This window comes from Streptomyces sp. NPDC054866 (genome assembly GCF_053610745.1).
Map to the genome: position 1 here is coordinate 665,026 of NZ_JBSGZA010000004.1, position 20,035 is coordinate 685,060.

Below are 20,035 nucleotides of genomic sequence, written 5' to 3' on the forward strand. Positions count from 1 at the left end.
CCCCTCCTGCTCACCGCTCCGGCGGAAGCCACCTGGCGACGGCGAACGCGACCAGCGTGATCGCGGCGGCCAAGGTCAACGTCGCTGTGTGCAGGCCCGCAGTGAACGCGTCGACGACCCCCGCGTGCAGGTGAGGATCGGAGGTACGGGACACGGCCTCCGCGACCGTCGTCGGCCGATCGGCGCCGGACCCTTGAGAATCGACGCCGGACAGTGGCGAGGGGAGCCGGGCCGTGAAGACGGCGGTGGTGATCGTGCCGGTGACAGCGATGCCGATGGCACTGCCCAACTCCCTTGCCAGGCTCTGCAATGCGGAGCCCGTTCCGGCCCTCTCGGCGGGCAGCGCACTCATCATGGCGTGCGAGAGCAGCGGGCTCGCGGTGCCGCAGCCGAGGGCGGTGAGTCCGGCGCCCAGGGCGTAGAGCGCGTACGGGGTATGGGCGTTGGCGGCGGACACCACGCACAGCCCGGCGGCCAGTACCAGCATCCCGATGAGGACGGTGCCGCGTCGGCCGCACACCCGCTCGATCAGCAGGCCGAGGCGTGGGCCCGCAAGGAGCGCCGCGGCCATCGGCAGCAGGCGCAGCCCGGCTTCGAGCGGCCCGTACCCCTTGGCGTACTGGAGGTACTGGCCGTTGAGGTAGAAGAGGCCGAACATCCCGGCGAACAGCGCTGCCATCCCTGCCGCGCCCGCCGGTACGGCTGGCCTCACGAAGAGCCGCGGGTCCAGAAGCGGGTCGCGGGCGCGCAGTTCATGCCGGGCCCAAGCAGTGAGGAGCACAACTGCCGCCGCGCAGGCGGCAAGAACCTGCGGGGCGCTCCAGCCGGATTGCGGGCCGGAGACGATCGCGTAGAGCAGTGCCAGGAATCCGGCGGTGAGCAGGGCGCCGGCGAGCGGCGCGGCGGGGCTCGGACGGCGGGCGGTGACGGGTGCCACCGCGGCCACCAGGAGCAGGGCGCACAGCGCGAGCGGGATCAGACAGAGGAAGAGCGTCCGCCAACTGCCGTACTCGATGGCGGCGCCGCCGCCCACGTTTCCCAGTACGGCCGCGAGCCCCGTCATGGATGCCCACACGGCGACGGCCTTGCGCCGAGCCCGCTCGGGCAGGCCATCGACCAGCAGGGCGAGAGTCGTGGGCAGTACGGCGGCCGCGCCCACCCCGCTGATCATGCGCCCGGCGATCAGTACGGAGACATGCGGGGCGGCGGCGCAGATCACCGCGCCGAGGGTGAAGACTCCCATGCCGCACATGAGTGTTCCCTTGCGACCCCTGCGGTCGGCGAGCGCCCCGGCGGGCACCAACAGGCAGGCGAAGATGACGACATAGCCGTCCACGACCCACACCACGGCCTGAGCGGAGGGGCGCAGAGCGTCGGCCGACAGATCGGGGATGGCCAGATTGACGGCGGAAACCATGCCGATCACCAAGGTGACGCACAGGCACATGGCCAGCGTGGTCAGGGCGGCGGGCGGACGGTGGGGGAGCGGACCTGGTTCCGGCTGTGGGTGTCGGTGGGTGGCATGAGCGGAATCGGCAGTCTGTGTGTGGTCCAACGGAGCCTCCGTGGCACAGGAGTTGGGCGCGCCGCGCATCAACAGGCTTACTGACCGCTGGGCTGACGCCCCGTCACCCGTCCTGACGCGGGCCCGGCTGACGCCCCGTCACGCAGGGATGCCTGAACGGTCGGTGGCGCGCGAGCCGCTACAGCAAGGAACTGCCGGCGCGGTCGGTGTACTTGGTCGCCCGGTCGAGCGTGGCGTGCAGTGTCAGTCGGTCCCCGCGCAGATGGAGGAACTCCAGGTCGGCGGGGCGGCCGTCGGCGAGGCGGGTGAGGCGTTCGACGGCGAGGATCGCACCGCCCTCGGGCATCTCCAGGACCGCGCAGGTCGCCGGATCGGTGACCGTGGCGTGGACGGACACCTCGGCCGAGCCGAGCGGCATGCCCGTCGCGGTCTCGATCAGATCGAAGACGTCGTGGTCCTCCAGCGTGCGCGGCGTCTTCCCGGCGTGTGCCAGAAGGGGCTCACCCACCTCAGGGATGAGATAAGTGCAGTCCAGGGACAGGGGGATGCCGTCCACCCGGCGCAGCCGCTCCAGGTAGACGGCCGTGCTCCCTTCGGGCAGGTCGAGGCGGCGGGCGACCGTGAGCGGCGGCCGCAGGACGCGGGCTTCGCGTACCTCGTTGACGACGGTGCCGTGCCGCTGGAGAACCTCGGCGAGCCCCGACAGCTCGCCCAGCGGATGTTCGTAGGCCCGGCCGATCACGACCGTGCCCACGCCCCGGCGGCGTTCGACAAGGCCTTCGTCACGCAGCAGGCCCAGGGCCTCCCGGACCGTGTTCCTGGAGGCGCCGAACTCGGCGATCAGGGCCCGCTCATCGGGCAGTACGCCACCGGGAAAGGCGCCGCGCATGACCTGCCTGCGCAGCACACTGGCCACGGTCCGGGCCCGGTCGGCCCGCATCAGCGGCACGCCGGACCCGTCACCCCTGGGCTTCGGATCGCGCATGGCTCCCTCAAGGTGGATGCATGGGTGGCTGGGTCGGTGTCTATGTCGGTGACGCTAGGCGAACAATGTTGCCGCGAAGTTACGCCACCCTATCTGACCTGCGGTGATGCCATGACCTGGGGCTTTGTGGACCGAGCGGGAGGGTGCGCCACCGGGTGTGGGCGAGAGGCCGCCCCTCGGGCTCAGCAGCCCCATCGGGGTGTGCTCGCGCAAGCGATCGCCGGCCGCCCCGGAGGGGGAGGGCATGGTACTCCGCCGGGTGGTGGCCGAAGTTGGCCCCTCTGAGTCCGACGCTCCTGAGCAGCATGTTTGCATGTGTCCATGATCGTTAACGCACAGCAAACATCCGAGCCGCGGACGTACCTGGACCGCATCCTGGAGCACTGGCACACGGACGAGGCCGCCGAGGCGCTCGTCCAGGGTGCGCAGCGGCTGAACCGCGGAGAGGCTCGGCGGCGGCTGTTCAGGCTGGGGCACGCGCTGCGCGAGCAGGGGCTCGAACCCGGCGACGGAGTGGGGCTGTTCCTGGCCAATCGCGTGGACTCCGTCCTGGTGCAGCTCGCGGTCCATCTCATCGGCTGCCGAGTCGTGTTCCTGCCGCCGGAGCCGGGGCCCGGTGAGCTCGCCGCGCTGGTCGAGCAGTCCCGGGCGCGCGCCGTGGTCACCGACCCGCTCTTCGCCCAGCGGGCCGCCGACGCGGCCGGCCGCAGCGTCCACGCCCCCGAGCTGCTCAGCCTCGGGCCCTGCGACCAGGAGTGCACGGACCTGCTGGCCATGGCGGCCGAGTGCCCGGCGACGCGCCCCGACGGCGTGCCCGCCCCGGGAGCGGACGAAGCCGTCACCGTCCTCTACACCGGCGGCACGCTCGGCCGTCCCAAGCTCGCCGCGCACAGCCACCGGCTCTACGACACGCTGGTGGGCCTGGCGGACGACACCCCGCAGGACTCCCGCTCCGCGGGCTTCTTCCCGGCCATGGTCCCGGGCGCGGACCGGGTGCTCGCCTCCACGCTGCTCACGCACGGCAGCGGCCACCTCACCTCGATCCAGGCTCTGGTGACAGGCTCCGCCCTCGTCGTGCTGCCCGAGTTCGAGGCGGGCGCGGCGCTCGCGGTGCTGCGCGAGGAGCGGATCACCGCCACCATGTTCGTGCCGCCGATGCTGTACGCGCTTCTCGACCACCCGGAGTGCGTCCCGGGCGCCCTCCCCGCGCTGCGGCGGATCGTCGTCGGCGGCGCGGCCACGTCGCCCAGCAGGCTGCAACAGGCGGTCGAGGTCTTCGGGCCGGTGCTCAGCCAGGGCTACGGGCAGTCGGAGGCGCTCGGCATCGCCGCGTTCGGTGCCGACGATCTCGCCACGGAGGGAGCCAGGCGGCCCGAGCTCTGGCGCAGCTGCGGCCGCGCGATATCCGACACCGAGATCGAGATCCGTGCCGAGGACAGCTCGGCGGCGCTTCCCGTCCGCCAGGTCGGCGAGGTGTGTGTCCGGGGCGAGACCGTGATGCTCGGCTACTACGAGGACCCGGCGCGCACCGCGGAAGCACTGAGCGACGGCTGGCTGCGCACCGGGGACATGGGCTATCTCGACGCCGAGGGGTACCTCTATCTCGTCGACCGGGCCAAGGACATCATCGTCACCGGCAGCACCAGCGACAACGTCTACTCCAGGGTCCTGGAGGACTTCCTGCTCACGCTGCCCGGTGTGCGCAACGCGGCGGCGCTCGGCGTGCCCGACGAGGAGTACGGCGAGGCCGTACAGATCTTCCTGGCCACGGCCGAGGACGCCGACGTGGACCCGGACGCGGTCGGCGCGGCGGTGACCGCCGAGTTGGGAGAGCTGTACACGCCCCGAAAGACGGTCCTGCTCGGCCAGTTGCCGACGACCAAGGTCGGCAAGGTGGACAAGAAGGCGCTGCGCGCCGAGTGGACGAGCCCGGCCCTGGCCACGCCGTAGCCAGCCCTTTTCGCCGAATACGCGGATCGCCTGCCGGGAGCAGACGCAGGCGATCCGCGCATACGGCAACGTACGAATTCACAGAGTCACACCGGGGATTGAGGAACAGAGTCCCTCCGCAAACGCGTGCCAGTACCGCGAACGGAGTACCGTGGGCGTGGTAGAGGCATCGGAATAGTGCCTGCATACGCACGTCGACGCGGCAGAGCCTGATCACGAGGATTGAGCGCAACGCTCAATGACTCGAGGAGAAGACGATGCCAACCGAGACTCCCCGTACGGATGGAGCTCTGGCGGGACTGGCCCGGTTCTGTTACCGGCGCCGCCGGCTGGTCCTTCTGACCTGGATCGTCGGCGTGCTTGCCCTCGCCTTCGTCGGCTTCGGTTTCGGCGCCGACTCCGACAACGACTTCACCGGCGGGGACTCCGGGTCCGCCAAGGCGCAGGTTCTGGTCGAGAAGCACTTCCCCGAGCAGCAGGGCGACACACTGACTCTCGCGATCAAGGCGAAGAAGGGGATCGATGATCCCGCCGCCAAGAAGAAGATCGAGAAGGTTGTCGCCGAGCTGTCCGACTCGGACATCACGGGGCCGGTGACCTCGCCGTACGAGGACAAGGACCTGGTGACCGAGGATCGTCGCATCGCGCGTACGACGATCCCGCTGACCGATCAGGACGTGGCGAAGACCGACGTCAAACCCTTGGTGACCACGGTCAAGGACGCCTCCGGTGACGGCGTGACGCTGGGGCTCGGCGGCGACAAGGCCGAGAAGGCGGAGACTCCCGAGCAGGGGCCGGCCGAGAGCGTGGGCGTCCTGGCCGCCGCGGTGATCCTGTTCATCGCCTTCGGGTCGCTGGTGGCGATGGGCCTTCCGATCGTGACCGCGCTGATGGCGATCCTCGGCGGCATCGCCCTGATCAAGCTCGTGGGGCACCTCGTTCCGTCGCCGGACTTCACCGTGCTCGTCGCCGCGTTGATCGGTCTCGGTGTCGGCATCGACTACGCGCTGTTCATCGTGACCCGGTACAAGGAGAGCCTGAAGGAAGGCGACGACCCCGAAGCCGCCACGGTCAAGGCCATCACGACCGCCGGTCACGCGGTGCTGTTCGCCGGAACGACCGTCGTGCTCGCACTCCTTGGCCTGGTCACCATGGGACAGAGGCTGATGACCGGCGTGGCCATCGGCGCGTCGGTGACCGTGCTCGTGACGATGATCGCCGCGGTGACCCTGCTGCCGGCGTTCCTCGGCTTCACCGGCCACAAGATCAGCTCGCTGCGCCTGCCCCGTCGTACGTCACGCCGCAGCAAGCCCGCCGGCGTCCCCGCCCGGGAGCGCCGCACCCCGGCCGAGCGCTGGGCTGGCGTGGTGCAGCGCAAGCCGCTGATCGCAGCGGTTCTGGCGGGCACGGGCCTGCTGGTCCTTGCCGCCCCCGCGCTTTCTATGCGGCTTAGCCTGCCCGACGCCAGTGTCCAGCCCCGTGACAGGAGCAGCTACACCTCGTACGAGATCGTCTCCGAGGGCTTCGGTCCCGGCTACGGCGCACCCCTGATCTTCGCCACCGAGATCGACTCGAAGGACGCCGATCTGGGGCCCGTCGTCGAGGCGGTCAGGAAGACCGAGGGCATCGCCTACGCCACGCAGCCCCGGGTCAGCAAGGACGAGCAGGCCGCCACCTTCATGGCCTTCCCCAAGACCGGATACCAGGAGGAGGCGACCGCGGACCTGGTGCACAAGCTCCGCGACGACGTGCTGTCCACGGCAGCCGGTGGCGAAAAGGTCTACGTCGGCGGCCCGAACGCCGGCGCGATCGACTTCGCGGAGGAGACCAGCTCGCGTCTCCCCTTCATGATCGCGATCGTCATCGTGATGTCCTTGCTGCTGCTGATCGCGCTGGTCCGGTCGGTCACGATCGCGCTGCAGGCAGCCGTGATGAACCTGCTGTCGATCGGTGCCGCCTACGGCGTGCTGGTCGCGGTCGTGCAGTGGGGCTGGTTCGGCTCGGCCCTCGGCTTCCCCACCGAGATGCCGGTCACGACCTGGGTGCCGATGATGATGTTCCCGGTGCTGTTCGGTCTGTCGATGGACTACGAGGTCTTCCTGATCTCGCGGGTCCGTGAGGAGTACGAGCGCACCGGCGACACCCGGATCGCCGTCACACGCGGCCTTGCGCGGACCGCCAAGGTCATCACGGCCGCGGCCGCCATCATGATCGCCGTCTTCACGACCTCCCTGCTCGGCCCCGACGTCTCGATCAAGCAGATCGGTCTGGGTATGGCGGTCGCCGTGTTCATCGACGCCACCGTCATCCGGATGGTGCTCGTCCCCGCCGTGATGGAACTGTGCGGCAAGGCCAACTGGTGGATGCCCGGGGGCCGGACATCCAAGGCGGCCCCGGCTTCACCGACCGGGGTCGAGGAAGAGGCCAGGGTCTGACCCTTCGGGGTCTGCCCCTTCCGCACGTCGGAGTGCGGGAACCGTTGGGCTGGTTACCCGCACTCCCGGCTTCTCGGCGACACCAGGCCCGACTCGTAGGCGAGGACGACGAGTTGGGCCCGGTCGCGAGCCCGCAGCTTGGTCATGGCCCGGTTGATGTGGGTCTTCGCGGTCAGCGGGCTGATCACCATGCTGTCGGCGATCTGCTCGTTCGACAGGCCCTGTGCGACCAGGACGACGGCCTCGCGCTCGCGGTTGGTCAGCTCGTCGAGGCCGGTGCCGGCTTCTGTGCCGAGAGGCTGGGCGACGTACCGGTCGATCAGCATCTTGGTGATCGACGGCGCAAGGAGGGCGTCACCGCGCGCGGCGACGCGGACCGCGTGCAGGAGGTCCTCCGGCACGATGTCCTTGACCAGGAACCCGGCGGCGCCCGCGCGCAGCGCGTTGAAGACGTTCTCGTCCAGGCCGTAGTTGGTGAGGATGACGACGTGCATCCGGGCCAGGGCCGGGTCCGCCGCGACCTCCCGGGTCGTCTCTATACCGTCCATGACCGGCATCGAGATGTCGACGAGGGCGAGGTCGGGCAGGTGTTCTCTGGCCAGCGCCAGGGCCTCCTTGCCGTTGCCGGCTTCGGCCACCACCTCGATGTCGTCCTCGGCGTCGAGCAGCGCGCGGAACCCGCTGCGCAGGAGGGGCTGGTCGTCGACCAGCAGAACACGGATCATGAAATCCTCGCCACGGGGAGTTCGGCCTGGACGGTGAAGCCGCCGCCGGTGCGCGGTTCCGCGCGCAGACGGCCGCCAAGGGCGGTGACGCGCTCGTGCATACCGAGTAGTCCTACGCCGGGCACCGGGGCGGATCCCGGTTTGGCCGTCCCGTCGTCGTCGACCTGGATGGAAAGGCCGTCGGGAAGATATCCGATCCGGACCGAAGCGGTGGCGGCTGCCGCGTGACGGGCCGTATTGGTGAGCGACTCCTGGACGATCCGGTAGGCGGTACGGTCCACGGCGTCCGGCACGTCGTGCCGCTGCCCTTCGATCGTCAGCGTCGTCTTCAGACCGATCCCGTGGGCCCGTTGCACCAGCTCCGGCAGGTGGTCGAGGCCATGGGACAGCGGCTGGACGGTGTCATCGCGCAGGGTCTCCAGCGTCGCTCGCAGTTCCCGGGTCGCCTCACGGCCGGCCACTTGGATCGCCAGGAGGGCCTCGGGCACCTGCTCGCCTCGTTTACGGGCCAGGTGCACGGCGACCTCGGACTGCACCTTGACGATCGAGATCTGGTGGGTGAGCGAGTCGTGCAACTCCCGCGCGATGTGAAGCCGTTCCTCGGTGGCGCGAAGCCGCGCGGTCTCCTCGCGGGTGCGCTCTGCCTCGTCCGCCCGCTGCTCGGCCTGGCGCAGCGCCTCACCCGCGGCACCGGCAGCGACCAGCCAGGCGATCTCGAGGACGCTGCGGGCCTGCGCGAACGCTTCGGCCGCCGCACCGTCCGCGGGGGAGGCCAGCACGGCGATCGGCAGAAGGATCAGCAGCGCCACGGACGTGAGCACGGTGACGAGGCGGTGCCCTTCCCGCACGGCGGCGTAGACCGCGAACAGATAGGCGACGGCGGGCACTTCGAAGCCGACTGCGTTGTACCCCACCACGCAGAGCCCCGTCACGATGAGGACGGGAATGGGCGTGCTGCGACGGCCGATCAGCGCAAGGCCGCCCGCCACCACGAGCGCGTAGCCGAGCGGGTCGAGATCCGTGCCGGCGTGATCCTCGGCGAGCGCGGTGACCAGGAGTGTCGCCGCCACGCAGATCGCGATCACCCAGTCTTTTGTCTGGGCCCAGACGTGGGACAGTCCAGTGGTCATGGGCGAACCCTAGCCGGAGGCCGACGCGCGGGAGTCGTGCGCGGGAAGGACTGGCCAACTACCGCACGCGCAGTACTTTTACGGCGCCTGCTGCCCTTGCGGTAACAGGGTCTGGTGCGTTCCCGGCGCGACCGCGCTGCTGGCTTACATGAATTTCCGGCGTACGAAGTAGGCGACCGCACCCGCGGCCAGGACGGCGGCGCCGGAGACGGCGGAGGAGAGCGGGAGGCTGAAGGCCAGGAGCAGGCAGCCCGCCAGGCCGAGTACGGGGACGGGTCGCGGCGGGCGGCCTTCGCCCGGCGTCAGGGTCCAGGCCGCGGCGTTGGCGATGGCGTAGTAGGCGAGCACCCCGAACGAGGAGAAGCCGATCGCGCCGCGCAGGTCGGCGAAGGCGACGAGGCCCACCACGACCGCCCCGACGGCGAGTTCGGCCCGGTGGGGGACGTTGAAGCGGGGATGGACGGCGGCCAGCGCGTGCGGCAGGTGATGGTCGCGGGCCATCGCCAGTGTTGTACGCGAGATGCCGAGGATCAGGGCGAGCAGCGAGCCGAGCGCGGCGACGGCGGCACCGACGCGCACCACCGGGGTCAGAGCGGGCGCCCCGGCCGCGCGGACCGTGTCCGCGAGGGGCGCGGTCGCTTCGGCCAGGCCGCCGGGGCCGAGTACGGCAAGGGCGGCGATGGCGACCGCCGCGTACACCACCAGCGTGATGCCCAGGGCGAGAGGGATCGCCCGCGGGATGGTGCGCCGCGGGTCGCGGACCTCCTCGCCGAGCGTGGCGATGCGCGCGTATCCGGCGAAGGCGAAGAACAGCAGCCCGGCGGCCTGCAGCACGCCGCCCACGCTCGCGTCGCCGCTCAGCTCCAGCCGGGCGGCGTCGGTGTGACCGCCGGTGAAGGAGGCGGCCACGACAGCGGCAAGGACCGCCAGGACGAGGGCGACGACGGTGCGGGTCAGCCACGCGGTCTTCTGGATGCCGACGTAGTTGACGGCGGTCAGGGCGACCACGGCGGCGATCGCCACCGGGCGTTCGTGGCCGGGCCAGGCGTACGCGCCCGCGGTGAGGGCCATGGCCGCGCAGGAGGCGGTCTTGCCGATGATGAAGCCCCAGCCCGCGAGGTAGCCCCAGAAGTCGCCGAGCCGCTCACGGCCGTAGACGTAGGTGCCGCCGGAGGCGGGGTAGCGGGCCGCAAGCCGGGCCGACGAGGTGGCGTTGCAGTAGGCGACGACGGCCGCGACCGCCAGGCCGACGAGCAGTCCCGAGCCCGCGGCACGGGCGGCGGGCGCGAACGCGGCGAAGATCCCCGCCCCGATCATCGACCCCAGGCCGATGAACACGGCGTCACTCACTCCGAGCCGCCGTTGGAGGCGGGGGGTGTTCGCGGCGGGTGGGGTGCTCATCGATGGCTCCTTGGCAGCGGAACGCCCGGTCGTGCGTGCAGACGGTATCCGATATCGGAGTTCGGGTCCGGCATGAGGGTGTCGTAGGGTCTGCCCGTCGTACGCGAAGTGGATCAGGGGGCAGCGGTGGTGTGGACTGGTGGCCGTAAGGCAGTCGGCGCGGTGGTGGCCGCGGGGGTGCTCATCGTCACGGGCTGCTCGGCGCAGGGCCCGGTCGAAGCTTCGGAGCCGAAGGATGTGGCATCGGCGTCCGCGCCGCCTTCGCCGACGCCCTCGTCATCACCGGCCCCGGCCCGGCCGCTGACAGCCCGGCAGCTGAAGTCCCTCCTGCTGCGGGAGGGGGAGGTGCCGCGGATCGACAGCGCGCCCGTGCAGGGGCCCGTTCCCAAGTACGAGCCGCGGGTTCTGGTGCCGGGTCCGGGCTGCCAGGACGTGTTCGACGCGCTCGTCTCGCACAACGCGTCCACGTCCGTGATCCAGGACTTCTGGTGGAAGAACAACCAGTGGGGTGGCCGGACATGGCTGGCCTCCTACTCCGGGGACGGGGCCGCGGAGGAGTTCCAGAGGCTCACGGAAGGGCTCAAGACCTGCGAGAAGCTGGTGGGGCGCACACCGGAGGGGAAGCTCAACTCCCGTATCGACGTGGCGAAGGCCCCCGCCCTCGGTGACGAAGCCGTCGCCTTCGACCTGAGCGCCGCCGGCCCTGACGGTACTGTCCAGAGCGACCACCACATCTGGGTGCGTGTGGGCGGCCTCACCGTGGAGTTCAGCGACCGGGGCGCACAGCGCACCCCCGGCTTCCCGCTGGACGCGGTGGCCGACAGGCAGCTCGATCGGCTCCCGTAAGGGCCGGGTCAGAAGCGCTCACGGGCCTCAGCACTGCGCGAAGACGTATCCCTTCGTGCCCTTGGTGCTGACATCGCGGTCGCGCAGGGTGACGGACAGCCGAGGACCCCAGGTGTCGCAGGCGTTGCGGTAGTCCTTGCGCGTGTACTCGACGGCGAAGACCTTGTCGTCGTAGGCGTCGGCGAAGTCGCCGCACTCCTTGTACGCCGCGCACTCCTCGACGACGGCGAAGTCGAACCCGATGCGGGCGCGCTCAGGGAGGAGGTCGGTGGTGTTCTTCTGGGCGATGGCAAGGCCGCGGTCGTGGGCCCGTTCGGCGAGCAACTTGGCGAAGGCGGCGGCGTGTTCGGGCGTGAGGAGCTCGTCGGAACGCTCGTAGGAGTCGAGGTTGTCGGGCTCCACGGCGTCGTAGCCCGACTCCGCGCAGCCGTCGATCCACGGCCCGACGACGTCCATCAGTTCCCGGCGCTTGCCGGGTGTGGAGATGTCCAGGAGGGGCTCGTCCCAGTCGTCGTCGATCACCAGCGAGCCGTCGTCGTCCTTCAGGAGCAGGTCGGGGTGGTTCTTCTTCCACCAGGTGATGGCGTCGCCCGGCTGGGTCTGGAAGGCATTGACGTAACACACGTTGTACAGGCCCTTGGCCGGCTCGGCGGAGCGGTCGCGGGAGACGGCCCGCACGGCATCGTCGGGCTGGTAGGGGCCGCCGAGTTGGTAGTCGAAGACGGCGTTGGCCTTGGGCATACGCACGGCGTCCGCCCCGTTCGTGGCGGCCGGGGTGTCCCCGCCGTCGTCGGTGGCGCAGGCGGCGGCCAGGAGAAGGGCGGCGGCGCAGACCGCAAGGCGGGCCGTGCGCGAGCGATGCGGGTGGGACGGATGGTGCGGGTGGTGCGGGCGGTGCATCGAAGACTTTCGTTCGGGGCGGCTGCGGGCAAAGGCCTCCGTCGGATCAGTGCGCGATGGAGTCGATCAGCTCGCGCGCCCCCTGGCGCAGCAGCGTGACCGCCACGGACGTGCCGAGCGTGGCCGGGTCGAGCGGTCCCGCCCACTCGTGGGCGTTCAGGACCGTCTTGCCGTCCGGGGTGAACACCCGGGCGCGCAGCGAAAGGTCGCCGCCCCGCTCGCAGCGCGCGTACCCGGCGATGGGGGAGTTGCAGTGCCCCTGAAGGACGTGCAGGAACATGCGCTCGGCGGTGGCCTCCCGCCAGGCGTCGGGGTCGCCGAGGCCCGACACGGCGTCGATGGTCTCCGCGTCGTCCTCGCGGCACTGCAGGGCCAGGATCCCCGCGCCGATCGGCGGGCACATCGTCTCCACCGACAGGACTTCGGAGACGACATCCATGCGGTCGATGCGCTCAAGGCCCGACACCGCGAGCAGCAGCGCGTCCGCGTCGCCCGCGGCCAGCTTCTCCATCCGGCGCCCCGCGTTCCCGCGCATCGGGACGCACTCCAACTCCGGGTGGGAAGCGGCAAGTTGGGCGATGCGGCGCACCGACGACGTGCCGATGCGGGTCCCCGCGGGCAGCTCGTCCAGGGTGAGCCCGCCCGGGTGGATGAGCGCGTCGCGGATGTCGTCCCGCTTGAGGAACGCGGCGAAGGTGGTGCCCGCCGGAAGCGGCCGGTCCGCCGGTACGTCCTTGACGCAGTGCACCGCGAGGTCCGCCTCACCGGCGAGCAGCGCCGCGTCGACCTCCTTGGTGAACGCGCCCTTGCCGCCCAGCTTCGCGAGGTCTCCCATCCAGCGGTCCCCGGAGGTCGTGACCGGCACGACCTCCGTACGGATCCCGGGGTGCAGGGCGGCGAGTTCGGCGCGTACGCGCTCCACCTGGGCCAGCGCCATGGGGGAGGAACGGGAGACGATGCGGATCAGCTCAGGAGCGGACATGCGCACCACGATAGGCGCTCACAACAGCAGTCTGTTAAAGGGCTGCTCGGTTCGGCCGGGGGCCCGGGGGCGGTCGTTCCTGGAGTGCGCGACGCCCCGGGCCCTCATAGCGTGAGAAGCAGCCGGTCACCGTCCCGCCCCGTGCGGGTCCCGGCCGCCAGCCACCCGGGAGGTCCCATGTCAGCCGCCGCCGCGCATCAGCGGTCCCCGATCGTTCTCGAACGGATGGCTCCCACCCATCTGGCGGACGTCCTCGCCCTGGGGCGTGAGCTGTACGACACCTCGGTGAAGCCGTACACGTCCTGGTCGCTCTCGGCGATCGCCCGGCACCTGGACGCCGATGCCTCCTCCTGCTGGGTGGCGCTCGACGGTGACGCGCTCGCCGGGTTCGTCTGCGGCTCGATGGGGTTCGACCAGCGTACGGACTGGGGGAACCTGGAGTGGATCGCCAGCGCCCCCGCCTATCAGGGGCAGGGTGTCGCCAGCCATCTGGTGCAGGCCTGTTGCGCGACGCTGACCGCCGCCGGTGCCACGGCCGTGGTGACCGACGTCGAGTCGCGCAACACCGCATCCGCCTCGCTGATGCGGCGCAACGGCTTCAAGGAGAGCGTGTCGGTCACCCTCTTCGTGCGCGACGCCCCCGACGCGGCGGTCTGACACTCCCGGCACCGCTACCCCGCACAGTCCTTGCCGGGCTCCAACGGCGGTGCGGCGACGCCCAGATGGGACTTGCAGCGTGGTGTGTTCCCCGCGTCCTCGTGCCAGGTGGCAGGACGCGGGCGGATGAAGAGAGCCGCCGCTGCCGCCGCGAGGACGAACAGGCCCGCGCAGCCCGCGGCCGCCTTGCCGAACGCCGAGTTCAGCGCCTCCGGATCCGCGTACGCCGTGCCGGAAAGGCCCACCGCGAGCGGTAGCGCGGCGACGACCAGCATCTGGGCCACCCGCGCCGCCGTGTTGTTGACGCCGCTCGCCAGCCCCGCGCGCCCCGCGTCGACCGAGGCGAGGACCGTCGCCGTCAGCGGAGCCACGAACACGCTCATCCCCAGGCCGAGGACCACGACCGCGGGAAGGACATCGGCGATGTACGAGGCGCCGGGCTCGATCCGCAGCATCAGGAGCGCCCCCGCGGCCGCGATGAGCGGCCCGGCGACCAGCGGCAGGGTGGGCCCGACCCGCCGTGACAGATCCCCTGCCGCGGCCGAGAGCAGCAGCATCAGGACCGTGATCGGCAGCGTCGCCGTGCCCGCCTGGAGCGCGTCGTAGCCGAGCGTCGTCTGCAACTGCACCGGCAGCATGAACAAGAGCCCGCCGATGGCCGCGTACAGGCACAGCGTCATGACGTTGGCCGCGCTGAACAGGCGGGAGCGGAAGAGGGAGAGCGGCAGCATCGGGTTCCGGCGGCGGTGCTCCACCACGACGAAGGCGACGCCCGCCGCGAGTCCGCAGAGCCCCGGCAGGAGCGCCGCCGCCTTCGACGAGTCACCCGCGGCGCCGATCAGCGAGAAGCTGATGCCCGCGAGGAACAGCGCCGCCAGGCACGCCCCCGTCACGTCGAACGGCTTCTCAGCGGCGCCTTCGGCCCGGCTCTCCGGGACATGGCGCACCGCGAAGAGCACGAGCGCCGCCAGCGGCACGTTGATCAGGAAGATCCACCGCCAGCCGGGGCCGTCGATCAGCCAGCCGCCCAGGAACGGCCCGACCGCGCCCGCGACCCCGCCGAGCCCCGACCAGGCGCCCACCGCACGTGCCTGGTCCTGCGGCCGGAACGACGTACGCACCAAGGCCAGTGATCCCGGCGTCAGGAGCGCACCGCCGATGCCCTGCAACGCCCGTGCCGCGATGAGCGTTCCGGCGTCCTGCGCGAGCCCGCAGAGCGCGGAGGCCAGGGCGAACCACACCACGCCGATGACCAGGGTGCGCCGCCGTCCGATGCGGTCACCGAGCGCTCCGCCGAGCAGCAGCAGCGCCGAGAGCGTGAGCATGTAGGCGTTGACGACCCACTGCAGGGACGCGAGCGAGGTGTCCAGGTCGCGGCCGAGGGTGGGCAGGGCGACATTGACCACCGTGCCGTCCAGCATCGCCATGCCCGAGGCGAGAACGGCGCAGGCGAGCACCCAGCGGCCCCGTGCCGAGGCCAGCGCGACACCCCCGTCGGCGTCTTCCGCCGCTGAAGCCTCGGATTCGGTTGCCATCGGCCCTCCGTCCGTCCTACATGTGTACCGCGCCGCCGCCCGCCTCCGAGTGGGCCGGGGCAGGGGCACCCCTGCGGTACAGCACGACCGTAACGATCAGACCGATCGCGAAGAAGACCGCGGACCATGTGTACGCGGTCGAGTAACTCTCCATCGCGGACTGGGCCTTGGTTTCCGGCGAAGGCTGCCTGCCCACGAGGTAGTTGGCCGCGGCGCTCGTCGCGAGGGAGTTGAGCAGGGCCGTGCCGATCGAACCGCCCACCTGCTGGCTGGTGTTGACCATCGCCGACGCCACACCCGCGTCGTGCGCGGCGACGCCCGCGGTCGCCATGCTCATCGCGGGGGCGAAGACCAGACCGAGCCCGAGACCGGCGACGAGCAGCGGCGGTAGCACGTGGGCCGCGTAGCCGCTGTGCACGTCGAGGGCGGTGAGCCAGGCCATCGCGGCCGCCGCGAGGCCCATGCCGAGCGGCACGATCGGCTTGGCGCCGAACCGCGGTACGAGCACGTTGGTCGTGACGACCGAGATCACCACCATGACGGCGACCATCGGCAGGAACGCGAGCCCCGTCTTGACCGGTGTGTAGCCGAGGATCTGCTGGAGGTAGTACGTCAGGAACAGGAAGACACCGAACATGCCGGCGCCGGAGATGAACATCGCGAGGAACGACGCCCCGCGGTCCCGGTCGAGCACCACGCGCAGCGGGAGCAGGGGATGCGCGGCTCGCGTCTGCCACCAGGCGAAGGCCGCCACCAGGACGGCGCCGACCACCAGGAACCCCCAGGTGTCGACATCGCTCCAGGCGTGCGTCTCGGCGTTCGAGAAGCCGTAGACGATGCAGAACAGGCCCGCGGAGACCAGCAGGGTGCCGGGCACGTCCAGCTTCGGCCGGTCAGCGGGGCGGCCGCCGTGCAGCAGCCGGGCGCCGCCCAGCATGGCGAACACCGCGAAGATCAGGTTCACGTACAGGCACCAGCGCCAGTCCAGATACTCGGTCAGGACGCCGCCCAGGAGCAGTCCGACGGCGCCGCCCGCGCCCGCGATGGCGCCGTAGATGCCGAACGCCTTCGCGCGTTCCTTGGGATCCGTGAACGTCGTGGTGAGCAGGGAAAGCGCGGCGGGTGCGAGGAGCGCGCCGAACACGCCCTGGAGCGCGCGGGCCACCACCAGCATGGTGAAACTGGTCGCCGCGCCACCGAGGGCCGAGGCGAGCGCGAAGCCGCCGAGCCCGGCGAGGAAGACCAGCTTGCGGCCCACCAGGTCGGCGATGCGTCCGCCGAGGAGCAGCAGGCTGCCGAAGGCGAGGGCGTACGCGGTGACGATCCACTGGCGGTTGCCGTCGCTGAACCCGAGGTCCCGCTGGGCCGAGGGCAGCGCGATGTTCACGATCGTCGCGTCGAGGACCACCATCAGCTGGGCGATCCCCACGACTCCGAGGATCAGCCAGCGGTGCTCGTGCCGCCCGCCGCTCAGCTGTGGGGCGGCCGGTGGTGGTGAGCCGGCCGACTGCACGGCCTCGAAGGGTTCCGGCGGGGGTGAGCGGTCCATCGATGGCCTCCAAACGCCCCCGTCACACGGTAGGCGCGCTGCTCAGAGGCCGCGACCGGGGCCTGGCAGAGGCAGGCCCGGGTCACGGAACGTTCAACTCCGCGGGTGGGGGTCAGCTCTGCGGCTCGCTGATGTTGACCATCCAGGGGATGCCGAAGCGGTCCGTACACATGCCGAAGACGTCGCCCCACATCTGCTTCTCCATCGGTACGGACACCGAACCGCCGGCGGACAGCTTCTCCCAGTAGCCGCGGAGCTCGGCCTCGTCGTCTCCGCTGAGGCTCACCGAGAAGTTGTTGCCCGGGGTGTGGTCCATGCCCGGCGGGGTGTCGGCGCCCATCAGGGTGAAGCCGTTGGGCGCCTCCAGCATGCCGTGCATGATCTTGTCGGCGGACGGCGTGCCCTGCTGGCCGGCTTCGCCGAAGGTGTTGAGCGCGAGATCGCCGCCGAAGACCTCCTTGTAGAACTCAAGTGCCTGGCGGGCGTCGCCGCCGAAGCTGAGATACGGGTTGAGGCGCGAGACCATGGAAAACCTCCCGGAACGGGGTGGAACGGTCAGTTGCGCGGAGAGTAGCGCGGGGCACTGACAACGGCCCGGCGAGCGGCACGGGGGGCCCGGCGAGCGGCACGGGGACGGCTCGTCCCTTGATGGACGGAAAGTCCGCTGCGTGTAGCGTACAGCCATTTGTCGCGCCCGGTTATTCAATCTTCATCAAATCCGGTCCGACATCCGGACGGGCCTCTTGTGTGCGGACTGTATGCGAAATACGTTCTGCCGTATTCCTTGATCGTCCACGATCACCCGGAACCACCCTGGCGGAGGTACCTACTCGTGCGCCGAAAAGCGGTTGCCCTCGCGGCAGTTGCCCTGGTGATGTCCATGACGGCGGGCTGCGGCTCCTTGCAGTCCTCGGCCACCGAGGTCGGCGCTGAGCGCATGACCGACGACCGTCCCGTGCGGGACGGCGGCACCCTCACCGTCGCCCTCAACGCCGACCCGGACAAGCTCGATCCGACCCTCGCGCAGACCCTCGTGGGCCGCACCGTCTTCGCCGGGATGTGCGAGAAGCTCTACGACATCGACGAGCACGGGACCGTGATCCCGCAGCTCGCCACGGCCCTGCCCAAGACGTCGAAGGACGGCCGCACCGTCACCTTCGGCCTGCGCGAGGGCCTGAAGTTCAGCGACGGCACCAAGCTCGACGCGAAAGCCGTCGTCACCTCACTGCTGCGCCACCGCGACCTCCCGGGCTCGGCGCGCGCCACCGAACTCGCCCCGCTCGCCGGGGCGAAGGCGACAGGCCCGTACACCGTGAAGCTCACGCTCAAGCAGGCCTACGTCCCGCTCACGGCCGTTCTCGCGGACCGCTCCGGCATGGTGATGTCACCCGCCGCGCTCAAGAAGTACGGCAAGAGCTTCACCAACCACCCATCCTGCGTGGGCCCGTTCAAGTACGTGGAGCGCGTCGGCGGCGACCGCATCGTGCTCGCCAAGGACCCCAACTACTACGCGGCCGACCAGGTCCACCTCGACAAGGTGATCTACAAGCCGATACCCGACGGCAACGTCCGCCTGGCCAACCTGCGCTCCGGCGACATCCAGATCGGCGACCAGATGACACCCGTCGACGTACGCAGCGCCCTCACCGAGCCCGACCTCCAGCTCTTCAACTCGCCCTCGCTCGGCTACCAGGGCATCGGCTTCAACGTCGGAAACGTCAAGGGCCTCGGGGAGAAGCCCGGTCGCATCGACACGCCCCTCGCGCGTGACCCGCGCGTCCGTGAGGCCTTCGAGCTCGCCATCGACCGCGACCTCATCAACAAGGTCGTCTTCCAGGGCATGTACGAGCCCGCCTGCGGCCCCGTCTCGCCCGAGTCCGCCATCGCGCCCGGCGTCAAGGCGTCCGAATGTCCCGAGCGGGACGTCGCGAAGGCCAAGCGGCTGCTCAAGGAGGCCGGGGTGGGGACTCCGGTCCGTATCGAGCTGAAGGTGTCCACGACGCCCGAGCACAGCCGCCTCGGCCAGGTCGTGCAGGCCATGACCAAGGAGGCGGGGTTCGCGGTCACGCTGCGCCCCACCGAGTACGCCACGATGCTCGAAGAGACCGACTCCGGGCACTACGACGCCTTCACCAGCGGCTGGTCGGGGCGGCTCGACCCGGACGGCAACATCGCAAGCTTCCTCCAGACACGCGGCGCGATGAACGCCTACGGGCTCTCGGACCCGGCCATCGACCGGCTCGTCGAACGCGGCCGAGCCGAGGCCGACCCGGACGAACGCGCCAAGATCTACGAGGAGTTGACGAGGCGAGCCCAGGAGCGGCGCGGGCTCATCTATCTCTACCGGCAGAAGAACTACATCGTCACCGGCAAGGACGTCGCGGGCGTCCGCGTGTACGGGGACGGCCTGGTCCGCGTGACGACTGCGGGGTACGCCCGATGAGCCCCATGACGTCCTATGTGCTCACCCGCGTCCGCCAGTCCCTCATCACGCTCGTCCTGGTCAGCATGGTCGTCTTCGCCGGTATCCGCGCCCTGCCGGGCGACCCGGCGCTCGCGCTCGCCGGTGAGGAGCGCAGCCCCGAGGCGCTCGCCGCCATCCGCGAGAGCTACGGCCTGAACGACAACATCGTCGTCCAATACGGGCGGTTCATCGGGCACGCGATCACCGGCGACCTCGGGACCTCCTCACGCACCGGCCTTCCCGTCTCCGACGCGATCACCGCCGCCCTGCCCATCACCCTTGAACTCGCCGCCCTCTCCCTGCTGTTGGCGGTCACGGTCGGCATCGGCGCGGGCATCGTCGCCGCCGTACGGCGCGGCAAGCCCGAGGAGTGGCTCGCCAACGCCCTTGCTCTCCTCGGCCTCTCCGTCCCCACCTTCTGGCTCGGCATGGTCCTGGTCCTCGGGTTCGCCATCGCCGTGCCGGTCTTCTCGGCCTCCGGATACGTGCCCTTCGGCACCGACCCGCTGGACAACCTGCGCCGCATGGTGCTCCCCGCGATCGTTCTCGGCTCGGGGCTCGCGGCCGTCGTGATGCGCCAGACACGGGCGGCGATGCTCGACTCGCTCTCCGCCGACTACGTACGCACCGCGCGGGCCAAGGGCCTGTCACGGCGCGAGGTCATCGGCGGGCACGCACTGCGCAACTCCCTGGTCACCGTCGTGACCGTGCTCGGGCTCCAGCTCGGCCACCTCATCTCCGGGGCGGTCGTCACCGAGCAGATCTTCGTCCTGCCCGGCTTCGGCAAGCTCACCATCGACGCCGTCTTCACCCGCGACTACGCGACCCTGCAAGGCGTGGTGCTGTGCACCTCCGCCGCGTACATCCTCATCAACCTGCTGGTCGACGTGGCGTATTCGGTCATCGACCCGCGCATCCGGCTCGGAGGTGCCCGGTGACGACAGCGGTGCT

The 20,035-nt window shown here is 70.6% G+C and carries 16 protein-coding genes; 6 read left to right on the plus strand and 10 right to left on the minus strand.

Translation table 11 applies throughout. The annotated features are described in order from the left end of the window. Positions 1 to 10 precede the first annotated feature (10 nt). Together ACWGI2_RS23670 and ACWGI2_RS23675 are read right to left on the minus strand one after the other, a co-directional pair. Entirely contained in the window at positions 11 to 1,417 is a 1,407-nt protein-coding gene (locus ACWGI2_RS23670; RefSeq protein ID WP_453697435.1) for an MFS transporter, read from the minus strand. A 286-nt stretch (positions 1,418 to 1,703) separates the two neighbouring features. Beyond that, a complete protein-coding gene (locus ACWGI2_RS23675; RefSeq protein WP_453697437.1) occupies positions 1,704 to 2,510 on the minus strand; it encodes a GntR family transcriptional regulator in 807 nt (268 codons plus the stop codon). Between the two features lie 321 nt (positions 2,511 to 2,831). Between ACWGI2_RS23675 and ACWGI2_RS23680 the strand changes: the two genes are divergently transcribed. Continuing rightward, on the plus strand, positions 2,832 to 4,460 hold the full coding sequence (locus tag ACWGI2_RS23680; protein WP_453697439.1) for a class I adenylate-forming enzyme family protein: 1,629 nt from the start codon (positions 2,832 to 2,834) through the stop codon (positions 4,458 to 4,460). Between the two features lie 257 nt (positions 4,461 to 4,717). Continuing rightward, positions 4,718 to 6,895: an MMPL family transporter gene (locus ACWGI2_RS23685; protein ID WP_453697440.1), complete on the plus strand. Its 2,178-nt coding sequence runs from the start codon at positions 4,718 to 4,720 to the stop codon at positions 6,893 to 6,895. Between the two features lie 53 nt (positions 6,896 to 6,948). Here the strand turns inward: ACWGI2_RS23685 and ACWGI2_RS23690 are convergent, their stop codons facing one another. From ACWGI2_RS23690 to ACWGI2_RS23700, 3 genes are all read right to left on the minus strand, one after another. Next, positions 6,949 to 7,620: a response regulator gene (locus ACWGI2_RS23690; protein ID WP_453697441.1), complete on the minus strand. Its 672-nt coding sequence runs from the start codon at positions 7,618 to 7,620 to the stop codon at positions 6,949 to 6,951. After that, complete coding sequence (locus ACWGI2_RS23695; protein WP_453396297.1) at positions 7,617 to 8,750, minus strand: sensor histidine kinase; 1,134 nt, start codon at positions 8,748 to 8,750, stop codon at positions 7,617 to 7,619. The genes ACWGI2_RS23690 and ACWGI2_RS23695 overlap by 4 nt, the downstream gene beginning before the upstream one ends. A gap of 144 nt (positions 8,751 to 8,894) precedes the next feature. Beyond that, entirely contained in the window at positions 8,895 to 10,151 is a 1,257-nt protein-coding gene (locus ACWGI2_RS23700; RefSeq protein WP_453697443.1) for an APC family permease, read from the minus strand. 126 nt (positions 10,152 to 10,277) lie between these two features. On the opposite strand from ACWGI2_RS23700, the gene ACWGI2_RS23705 reads away from it, so the two are divergent. Then, the gene (locus ACWGI2_RS23705; protein ID WP_453697444.1) at positions 10,278 to 10,997 is read left to right on the plus strand and encodes a hypothetical protein; all 720 of its coding nucleotides are present in this window, start codon (positions 10,278 to 10,280) and stop codon (positions 10,995 to 10,997) included. 27 nt (positions 10,998 to 11,024) lie between these two features. Here the strand turns inward: ACWGI2_RS23705 and ACWGI2_RS23710 are convergent, their stop codons facing one another. Beyond that, the gene (locus tag ACWGI2_RS23710) at positions 11,025 to 11,897 is read right to left on the minus strand and encodes an endo alpha-1,4 polygalactosaminidase (protein WP_453697446.1); all 873 of its coding nucleotides are present in this window, start codon (positions 11,895 to 11,897) and stop codon (positions 11,025 to 11,027) included. Positions 11,898 to 11,943: 46 nt separating this feature from the next. Beyond that, positions 11,944 to 12,879 carry a hydroxymethylbilane synthase gene (gene hemC, locus ACWGI2_RS23715; protein WP_453697447.1) on the minus strand — a complete coding sequence of 312 codons (936 nt, stop codon included), beginning with the start codon at positions 12,877 to 12,879 and terminating at the stop codon, positions 11,944 to 11,946. Positions 12,880 to 13,056: 177 nt separating this feature from the next. Between hemC and ACWGI2_RS23720 the strand changes: the two genes are divergently transcribed. After that, complete coding sequence (locus ACWGI2_RS23720) at positions 13,057 to 13,536, plus strand: GNAT family N-acetyltransferase (protein ID WP_453396301.1); 480 nt, start codon at positions 13,057 to 13,059, stop codon at positions 13,534 to 13,536. Positions 13,537 to 13,550: 14 nt separating this feature from the next. Here ACWGI2_RS23720 and ACWGI2_RS23725 read toward each other — a convergent pair whose 3' ends face one another. The 3 genes from ACWGI2_RS23725 to ACWGI2_RS23735 form a co-directional block, all read right to left on the minus strand. Beyond that, positions 13,551 to 15,071, minus strand: coding sequence for an MFS transporter (locus tag ACWGI2_RS23725; RefSeq protein WP_453697449.1), 1,521 nt, complete (start codon positions 15,069 to 15,071; stop codon positions 13,551 to 13,553). 16 nt (positions 15,072 to 15,087) lie between these two features. Beyond that, complete coding sequence (locus ACWGI2_RS23730) at positions 15,088 to 16,620, minus strand: MFS transporter (protein WP_453697450.1); 1,533 nt, start codon at positions 16,618 to 16,620, stop codon at positions 15,088 to 15,090. A gap of 112 nt (positions 16,621 to 16,732) precedes the next feature. Continuing rightward, the gene (locus ACWGI2_RS23735; RefSeq protein ID WP_453396304.1) at positions 16,733 to 17,146 is read right to left on the minus strand and encodes a VOC family protein; all 414 of its coding nucleotides are present in this window, start codon (positions 17,144 to 17,146) and stop codon (positions 16,733 to 16,735) included. A gap of 306 nt (positions 17,147 to 17,452) precedes the next feature. Here ACWGI2_RS23735 and ACWGI2_RS23740 point away from each other — a divergent pair, with 306 nt between their 5' ends. Together ACWGI2_RS23740 and ACWGI2_RS23745 are read left to right on the plus strand one after the other, a co-directional pair. Then, positions 17,453 to 19,063, plus strand: coding sequence for an ABC transporter substrate-binding protein (locus ACWGI2_RS23740; RefSeq protein WP_453396305.1), 1,611 nt, complete (start codon positions 17,453 to 17,455; stop codon positions 19,061 to 19,063). Between the two features lie 5 nt (positions 19,064 to 19,068). Next, positions 19,069 to 20,022 (plus strand): ABC transporter permease, encoded by a 954-nt coding sequence (locus ACWGI2_RS23745; protein ID WP_453697725.1) that lies wholly within the window; start codon positions 19,069 to 19,071, stop codon positions 20,020 to 20,022. The last annotated feature ends 13 nt before the right edge of the window (positions 20,023 to 20,035 follow it).

Coding starts and splice junctions, on each gene's coding strand:
- ACWGI2_RS23670 (WP_453697435.1), bottom strand. CDS start 1,417: ATGGTTTCCGCCGTCAATCTGGCCATCCCCGATCTGTCGGCCGACGCT.
- ACWGI2_RS23675 (WP_453697437.1), bottom strand. CDS start 2,510: ATGCGCGATCCGAAGCCCAGGGGTGACGGGTCCGGCGTGCCGCTGATG.
- ACWGI2_RS23680 (WP_453697439.1), top strand. CDS start 2,832: ATGATCGTTAACGCACAGCAAACATCCGAGCCGCGGACGTACCTGGAC.
- ACWGI2_RS23685 (WP_453697440.1), top strand. CDS start 4,718: ATGCCAACCGAGACTCCCCGTACGGATGGAGCTCTGGCGGGACTGGCC.
- ACWGI2_RS23690 (WP_453697441.1), bottom strand. CDS start 7,620: ATGATCCGTGTTCTGCTGGTCGACGACCAGCCCCTCCTGCGCAGCGGG.
- ACWGI2_RS23695 (WP_453396297.1), bottom strand. CDS start 8,750: ATGACCACTGGACTGTCCCACGTCTGGGCCCAGACAAAAGACTGGGTG.
- ACWGI2_RS23700 (WP_453697443.1), bottom strand. CDS start 10,151: ATGAGCACCCCACCCGCCGCGAACACCCCCCGCCTCCAACGGCGGCTC.
- ACWGI2_RS23710 (WP_453697446.1), bottom strand. CDS start 11,897: ATGCACCGCCCGCACCACCCGCACCATCCGTCCCACCCGCATCGCTCG.
- hemC (WP_453697447.1), bottom strand. CDS start 12,879: ATGTCCGCTCCTGAGCTGATCCGCATCGTCTCCCGTTCCTCCCCCATG.
- ACWGI2_RS23720 (WP_453396301.1), top strand. CDS start 13,057: ATGTCAGCCGCCGCCGCGCATCAGCGGTCCCCGATCGTTCTCGAACGG.
- ACWGI2_RS23725 (WP_453697449.1), bottom strand. CDS start 15,071: ATGGCAACCGAATCCGAGGCTTCAGCGGCGGAAGACGCCGACGGGGGT.
- ACWGI2_RS23730 (WP_453697450.1), bottom strand. CDS start 16,620: ATGGACCGCTCACCCCCGCCGGAACCCTTCGAGGCCGTGCAGTCGGCC.
- ACWGI2_RS23735 (WP_453396304.1), bottom strand. CDS start 17,146: ATGGTCTCGCGCCTCAACCCGTATCTCAGCTTCGGCGGCGACGCCCGC.
- ACWGI2_RS23745 (WP_453697725.1), top strand. CDS start 19,069: ATGACGTCCTATGTGCTCACCCGCGTCCGCCAGTCCCTCATCACGCTC.